The organism is uncultured Victivallis sp., from assembly GCA_944389935.1.
GTDB lineage: Bacteria > Verrucomicrobiota > Lentisphaeria > Victivallales > Victivallaceae > Victivallis.
In genome coordinates, this window is the sequence record CALXOE010000084.1 from 1 (window position 1) to 6,725 (window position 6,725).

At 57.0% G+C, this 6,725-nt stretch carries 7 protein-coding genes; 4 read left to right on the forward strand and 3 right to left on the reverse strand.

Translation table 11 applies throughout. The annotated features are described in order from the left end of the window. Positions 1–194 precede the first annotated feature (194 nt). Complete coding sequence (locus Q0J85_RS15130; protein ID WP_294483117.1) at positions 195–1,214, reverse strand: LacI family DNA-binding transcriptional regulator; 1,020 nt, start codon at positions 1,212–1,214, stop codon at positions 195–197. A 278-nt stretch (positions 1,215–1,492) separates the two neighbouring features. Between Q0J85_RS15130 and Q0J85_RS15135 the strand changes: the two genes are divergently transcribed. The 4 genes from Q0J85_RS15135 to Q0J85_RS15150 all read left to right on the forward strand — a co-directional run bounded on the left by Q0J85_RS15135 (position 1,493) and on the right by Q0J85_RS15150 (position 4,516). Then, positions 1,493–2,866 (forward strand): MATE family efflux transporter, encoded by a 1,374-nt coding sequence (locus Q0J85_RS15135; RefSeq protein WP_294483119.1) that lies wholly within the window; start codon positions 1,493–1,495, stop codon positions 2,864–2,866. A gap of 93 nt (positions 2,867–2,959) precedes the next feature. After that, entirely contained in the window at positions 2,960–3,751 is a 792-nt protein-coding gene (locus Q0J85_RS15140; RefSeq protein ID WP_294483122.1) for a sialate O-acetylesterase, read from the forward strand. A 35-nt stretch (positions 3,752–3,786) separates the two neighbouring features. Beyond that, positions 3,787–3,963, forward strand: a complete 177-nt coding sequence (locus Q0J85_RS15145; protein WP_294483124.1) for a hypothetical protein — start codon at positions 3,787–3,789, stop codon at positions 3,961–3,963. Between the two features lie 82 nt (positions 3,964–4,045). Then, complete coding sequence (locus Q0J85_RS15150) at positions 4,046–4,516, forward strand: zinc-ribbon domain-containing protein (protein ID WP_294483129.1); 471 nt, start codon at positions 4,046–4,048, stop codon at positions 4,514–4,516. 99 nt (positions 4,517–4,615) lie between these two features. On the opposite strand, the gene Q0J85_RS15155 is transcribed toward Q0J85_RS15150, so the two are convergent. Together Q0J85_RS15155 and Q0J85_RS15160 are read right to left on the reverse strand one after the other, a co-directional pair. Continuing rightward, positions 4,616–5,548, reverse strand: coding sequence for a DMT family transporter (locus tag Q0J85_RS15155; protein WP_294483131.1), 933 nt, complete (start codon positions 5,546–5,548; stop codon positions 4,616–4,618). 77 nt (positions 5,549–5,625) lie between these two features. After that, positions 5,626–6,516, reverse strand: coding sequence for an AraC family transcriptional regulator (locus tag Q0J85_RS15160; protein WP_294483132.1), 891 nt, complete (start codon positions 6,514–6,516; stop codon positions 5,626–5,628). Positions 6,517–6,725 lie beyond the last annotated feature (209 nt).

Consider the following 6,725-nt stretch of genomic DNA (forward strand, 5'->3'; position numbering starts at 1 on the left):
AGTAACCACGAGGAGCTCGATCAAGGTAAAGTTGTTTCTTCTGTTCATTTTTCTCATCCTTTTTTTGAAAAATTCTCGGTTATACCAACTTATTCTTTGAAATCTTTTCTGCTTGCTCCTTTCATGATCAAATTTATCGGCAAAAGTATGATTATTTTCCTAGATAGAGCGCGCTATCATTGCGCAAAAAAATTTTATACTGATTCCCGTCGGATCACACGGGGAACCACACACAACCTCCGGGGAATCGAATTTTTCGTGAGCCGTTCATGCAGCAGCTCAAACGCTCTTCTTGCAACCTCTTCATTATTGTCATCGATCGTGGTCAGGCTCGGATAGAGACTCTCGGCAAACGGATCGTTGTCATATCCGGCCACGGCGATCTGCTCCGGAATCCGAATTCCCCGCTGCCACAGTTCCCGAATGATGTGCGAAGCGGCGAGGTCATTGGGTGCGATCACCGCATCAAGTTTCTCCGGAAGAATGAATTTCTCGACAGCGAGGCGCATCGTCTCCTCCAGAGAGGTTTCTTCATCCGCAGGATAATAGACCAGGGATGCGTCTTCACGTCCGGCGCGCGCCAGTGCCCGGTGATACCCCTCCTGCCGCTGGCGTACACTGCGGTACACCGGATTCTCCAGAACGATGCCGACCCGTTTGCGGGTCTCGAGCAGAAGCGACGTAAGAGCTTCCACCGCGGCAACGCGATCGACTTCAACGCAGCAGACGTTCTCCAGAATCGTCTTCTCGACGAAAACGATGTTTTCCGCATTGCGGAACAACTCCCGGAGTTTCACCTCCTGCCCGGGATAATCGTGAGCCATGCAGATCACGCCGTCGACATTGTACTGCATGAAGTTTGAATAATGGTAGTACAGACTGTCGATGCTGTTGTGCGCTTCCCCGATCAAAAGCCGGTAACCGTTTTCCGCCGCAAACCGATCGATGAAAGCGAGCGTCCGGAACGTGACCGCCGGCGGCTGCGCATCGATGAGAACGCCGATAAGACCGCTCTTCTGGCCGGTCAGCACCCGCGCAGACAAGTTCGGCTGGTAATGAAGCCGTTCAGCGGCTTCGCGAATCATGCGCGCGGTCTCCGCGCTCACCCGGATATTCCCGGAACACGACCCGAGAACCTTCCCGACGAGAGCCCGGGAAACCCCGACCTCACGGGCCACATCCGACAGTGTCACATGTTGTTTTCTCGCAATCATATTCAGCTCCGATCAATCATGATTTCCAGCAAATGATTTCACGCTCTATCAATATTATACCACAAATGGGTTGCAATGTCAATAGCGAAATATTTTTTTTTGCAAATATCCGGCGTTTTTTTCGTCTGCCGACGGGTCGGAACTGCGGTCGATCCGGACCGGCGGCCTCCGTTTTTTTCCGGAAACGGCTTTGATTTTCCACCACCATGAGGATATATTAACCGGAGTGCGGAGCGGATCGTATATTCGGGAGATCCCCTCCCTCAGGATGATCGGCCATGCAGCAGAGAACAAATAAATACCAGATCGATATGTGCCGGGGGCCTCTGTTCGGGCAGATCGTGCTCTTTTCGGTCCCCCTGATGCTCTCGGGACTTCTTCAACTGTTTTTCAACGCCGCGGATCTCATCGTCGTCGGGCGCTTTGCCTCGCACGAGGCGCTGGCCGCGGTCGGGGCGACCTCGTCGCTCACCGCGCTCATCGTGAACGTGTTCATGGGTCTCTCAGTCGGCACGAACGTGCTCGTGGCGAACTTCTTCGGCGCGAAAGACCGCAAAAACGTCAGCCGGACGGTCCACACCGCCATCCTCATGGCAATTTTCGGCGGAATCATGCTGGCTGTGATCGGAATCGGTCTGGCGACGCCGCTGCTGCGACTCATGGCCACGCCTGAAAACGTCATCGGCAAGTCGAGTCTTTACATGTGGATCTATTTTGCCGGAATGCCGTTCATCATGCTCTACAACTTCGGGAGTGCCGTGCTGCGAGCAGTGGGCGATACGCGCCGTCCGCTCTACTATCTGCTCTTCGCGGGAATCGTCAACGTGGTGCTGAATCTCTTTTTCGTCCTCGTCTGCGGCATGGACGTCGCAGGTGTCGCGATCGCGACCGTGGTGTCGCAGGGAATCGCCGCAGCGCTGGTGATCCGCTGCCTGCGCAATGCGCGGGATGCATGCCGTTTCCGGATGCGCAACCTCCGGATCGACCCGGTCATCCTGAAGCGGATGCTCTGGATCGGGCTGCCCGCCGGAATTCAGGGGATGTTCTTCTCGCTTTCCAACATCACGATTCAATCCTCGGTCAACTCCTTCGGTTCGCTTGCAATCGCGGGAAATACGGCCGTCGCAAGTCTGGAAGGCTTCGTCTACATCGGGTCGAACGCCTTTCATCAGACGGTGGTGAGCTTCGCCGGACAGAATCTCGGCGGCGGCCAGTATAACCGGATCCGCCGCAGCATCATCTACTGCGCGCTCTGCTCCTCGGCCGTCTGCATCGTCATGGGATATGGATTCTTTCTGAACGGGCATGCCCTGCTGTCGATCTACAACTCCACGCCGGAGGTCATCAACTGGGGAATGCTGCGGATGAACATTCTCTTCTCCACCTACTTCCTCTGCGGAATCATGGATGTGATGAGCGGAGCGCTGCGCGGGCTCGGACGCTCGGTCATGCCGGCGGTCATCACACTGATCGGAGTGTGCGTTCTGCGGATCGTCTGGGTCTACACGGTCTTTCCGGTCCACCCGACGATGGGAAATCTGATGCTCTCCTATCCGATCACCTGGGCGATCACGGCCGCGGCAAACGGCTATTACCTCTACATCGTCTGCCGGAAACTGTTCCGGCAAAGCGGAGTCGCGCGCCGTGCGTGAGCCGTTTTTTTTCATGGGAGGATTGACAATCCGGCCGCCGGATGCTATGTTTTTTCCCACACGGATTCACCCAGCAGAAAGGATTTCCGGTCTATGAAAAGATTTTGCCTGCTCGCTCTTGCCGTTCTCGCCGCTGCGGCTCTCACCGCTGCCGAACCAGTCAAGCTCCCGCCGAAAGAGAAGTTCTACCTCGTGCTGCTGACAGGGCAGTCAAATATGGCCGGCCGCGGAGTCGTCACGCCGGAGGATAAAATTCCGCACCCGCGTGTGCTCATGCAGAACAAAGAGGGGGAATGGGTTCCGGCAGTCGATCCGGTACATTACGACAAATCCTCCGCAGGAGTCGGCCCGGCCCGGACCTTTGCGATTGAGCTCGCGGAGAGCGACCCCGCGATCACGGTGGGACTGATCCCGGCGGCCTGCGGCGGCTCCCCGATTTCAAGCTGGGCGCCCGGTAAAATGTGGAGCCAGACGAAGAGTCGTCCCTATGACGACGCACTTGCCCGCGCCCGGAAAGCGATGAAAGACGGCACGCTCAAAGTGATTCTGTTCCATCAGGGGGAAGCCGATTGCGGAGAAAAGCAGAGCAGACTCTACCACGACCGGCTGCTTGAGCTTCTCACCTCTCTGCGTCGGGAACTCAATGCGCCGGAAGTTCCGATCGTGATCGGCCAGCTCAGCCAGTTTCCCGGCGCCAAGCCGTGGAGCGAGGGGAAAAAACGGGTTGACGCCGCCCACCGGGCAATGACGACGGAACTGCCGAAAGTCGGTTTCGCCACCTCGGAGGGGTTGACGCAGAACCCGGACAATGTTCACTTCGATGCGAAGAGCCAGAAAGAGTTCGGACGCCGTTACTTCGAGGCATACCGGAAACTGGTCGAGTGACCGTGGAAACGGGGGGGAGGCCGGTGGGACTATCCATGAACGCGCCATTGTTTCCGGGGGAGATCGAAACGTACGACGGTTATGGACTGCACCGGTTCACCTGCGACTCGGTGATCGATGAGTTCTACATTCCATATGCGGCGGTGAAACTTGGCGGGAAATGCTCGAAGCGGCTGTTCGAGGGGCGGGGTTCACTCCTGCTCGACGGCTGACCGTCACCCGGCGGTGAACTTGAAAACCGGAAATCTCCATGCTATATTTTCGTTAATCGAAACCGCATGGAGGCGCTTTTCTATGAAGATCAGTTGTCCGAATTGCGGCCATCACTATGAGGTGGAAGAAGAGTTTGCCGGAATGAGTGTGGATTGCTCCTCATGCGGAAAGCCGTTCACGGTAGTCATACCGGAAAAAACCAAACGTTGCCCGATGTGCGGTGAAGAGATCCTCGCCGTGGCGAAAAAATGCAAACACTGCGGAGAGTATCTCGACCAGGTCAGCAGACAAATTGCAGGTTCCAAACCCAGTTACAACGTTGACCGGGTTTCTTATACACTGGTCGGATTGTTTCTCGGTTGTATTGGCATTCATAATTTTATGGACGGCAATACTCGTTCCGGATTTGGCAAAATCATCATTGCGGTATTGGCTCTTTTCTTTCTGATCGTATGGGGGGTGCGGGGAATTCCGGCGGTTATGTTAGGTTTGTCAGGTACCGCTGTCTGGACCATTCTCGATTTGATCAAAGGGCCGACGGAAATACGTTGAAATACATATTGCAAGATTCTCCATCGTTGACACCTCCGTCCCTGTGAAAGGACGGAGTTTTTTTATGAGTTTGAATCTTGAAACGATGTCCGCGCATTGTCAGGCCGGGTGCTCCTCGTTTTCCGGGGGACGTTTTCTGTGCGGGAGAAAGGAGGGGTCGAGGCCGACTCCGAGCAGCACCAGAACCGCCCCCGCCAGCTGAAAGAGCGAAAACCCCTCCCCCAGAAGCGGCCATGAGAGCACCAGAACCGTCACCGGCGTCAGATACTGCATGATGTTCAGGAGCGGAAGCCCGATCAGCCGCTGCGCCTCGTTCCACGCGAAAAACGCCACCGCAGTCGGGAACACCGTGATGTAACCGACCAGCAGCCACCCCGGCAGCGCCCCCGGCAATGCCGCCGAACCGGGGCGCAGCAGCGCGAGCAGCGCCAGAAGCGGAACTGCGCCGAGAATCACCCAGGTCGTATAGACGTATCCCCCCACGCGCGGAACGGTCCTGCGCCCCCACAACGTGTAGACCGTCCAGCAAACCGCAGCGCCGAACGTCAGCAGATCACCGGGACGGAATGCGTCGAAACGGACGCCCTTCGGCGTCACCACGCCGATCACGATTCCACAGCCGACCGTCGCGACCGTCATGCCGATCCACTGCCCGGGGGTGATCTTCTCCCCGGTCAGCAATCCGCCCAGCAGAATCAGCACCGGGACAGCCGTCATAATCATCGAGGAGTTGACCGCCGACGTGGTCTGCTGTCCCCAGAAAATGAAGAGACTCATCCCCGCCATGCCGATCATTCCCTGGCAGACCATGCGCAGGAAATCGAGACGCGAAAACGCGAACATCTTCCGTCCGGAAATCCCGCCGACCGCGAGCATCAGCGCCCCCGCTCCGGAAAACCGGATCAGCGACAGCGTCACCGGATCGATCTCCCCGCCGTCGCGCATCAGCGCCCGCCCGGCCAGATAGGTCGTCCCCCACAGAAACGCACTCAGAAGCGACCAGAAAAAACCGCAGACCGTTTTCCGCACCATCGTTCGCACTCCTTATCGGGTTATCGATCCATCACATATCACGACTCAAACACGTTCCAAGACAGGGGACGGGATGGTCACACTCCCGGATTCTGCCCGCGGTATTCGCGCGGCGACATCCCCGTCACGCGGCGGAATTCGCCGGAAAAATAGTGGGCGTTCGGGTAGCCGACCCGGTCGGCGATCTCCTTGATCGAATAGGTCGAGAGCAGCAGCAGCTCTTCGGCAAATTCGATCCGCCTCCGGATCAGATAGTTGATCGGAGAAATCCCGATGTGTTTCCGGAAGAGGCGGAACAATCCGGCCGGGCTCAGACGGAATTTCCGGCAGATCTCCTCGACCCCGAGCGGCCGGGAGATCTCCTCTTCCATGAACCGGAGCACCCGGGTCAGAATCTCCGGGTACTCCTCGCGGCTGCGTCCGCTCCAGAGCGCCAGCAGCACTTCGTAGGCGAGTTCCGAGGCAGCCCGGGCAAATCCGTCCGGCTTCGTTCCGAGCAACGTCATCGCAGACTCGAACCGAGCGCGGAACCAGCCGGGATCTTCCGGGCGGAAAACCGACATTTTATCGAGCTTGCCTGAGCGCAGCATCACCGGCAGCAGCGGTCCGGAGAGCGCGATGAACAGTTTTTCCGCCGGTTCGTCCGTGTCGCACCACATCTCGGAAGAGGTCCCGAGCTGAACGAGGCAGAGCTCCCCCTCTTTCAGCCGATGCTCCGCTCCGAACTGCGAAAACCGGAACTCCCCGCGCGTCACAAGTTCCACGGAAAACGAATCGGAATACTCCCGCACCCGGCTGCATCCCCGAATCCAGATCCCGCTCCCGGCGCTCCGGACGTAGAGCGGCCAGTTCCGGAACGGTTCGGCCTCGCGGAAAAACCGGTAGTCGTGCACCGGGTAACGCCCGATGTTTCTCCCTCCCAGAACCGAACGGCCCCGCCGACTGAAAACCGTCTCGTCTTTTCTCATGCTCCGATTACGCACCTCTTTGAAAGGATAACATACCTTTTTCAGAAAAACCGCCTTGACTTTGCGGAAGATTCTGACCATAATATATAATAAATCGAATTTTGTGCAAGACAGACAACGAGGCTATCCATGAGAAAAAATTTCACAGCCATCCCATAGGAAAAGAAAAAGTTGAAAGATGATGGTTCTGGATGCAACTTATATTTCAG